At 63.1% G+C, this 445-nt stretch carries 1 pseudogene; it reads right to left on the bottom strand.

Annotated elements, in window-relative coordinates:
• A pseudogene (locus AACY19_RS27360) lies at positions 1-445 on the bottom strand (serine 3-dehydrogenase); the annotation flags it as partial.

Consider the following 445-nt stretch of genomic DNA (forward strand, 5'->3'; position numbering starts at 1 on the left):
GGCGTTGCCGGTGAGCACGAGGTTTTCCAGGTTGGCGCCCAGTGTCCAGTCAATCGATGCACGGACGGTGTCGATCTCGTTCGTCAGGGTGCTGGTTTCGGTGACGGTGTCGCCGACGTTGTCGACGATATAGGTGTCATTGCCCAGACCACCGATCAGCGTGTCGGCACCCAGACCACCGTCGAGGATGTTGTTGCCGTCGTTGCCGGTGATGCGGTTGCTGACCGCGCTGCCGGTGCCGTTGAGGTTGGCCGTGCCGGTCAGGATCAGGTTTTCGACGTTGGCGCCGAGGGTGTAGTCGATGGACGCGAACACGCGGTCGAGTGCGGTCAGCGAGGCATCGGTTTCGATCACTACATCGCCGACGTTGTCGACGATGTAGGTGTCGACGCCGTCGCCGCCGATCATGGTGTCAGCGCCTGCGCCGCCATCGAGGGTGTTGGCC

Source organism: Pseudomonas sp. EA_5y_Pfl2_R50 (assembly GCF_963970475.1).
Lineage (GTDB): Bacteria > Pseudomonadota > Gammaproteobacteria > Pseudomonadales > Pseudomonadaceae > Aquipseudomonas.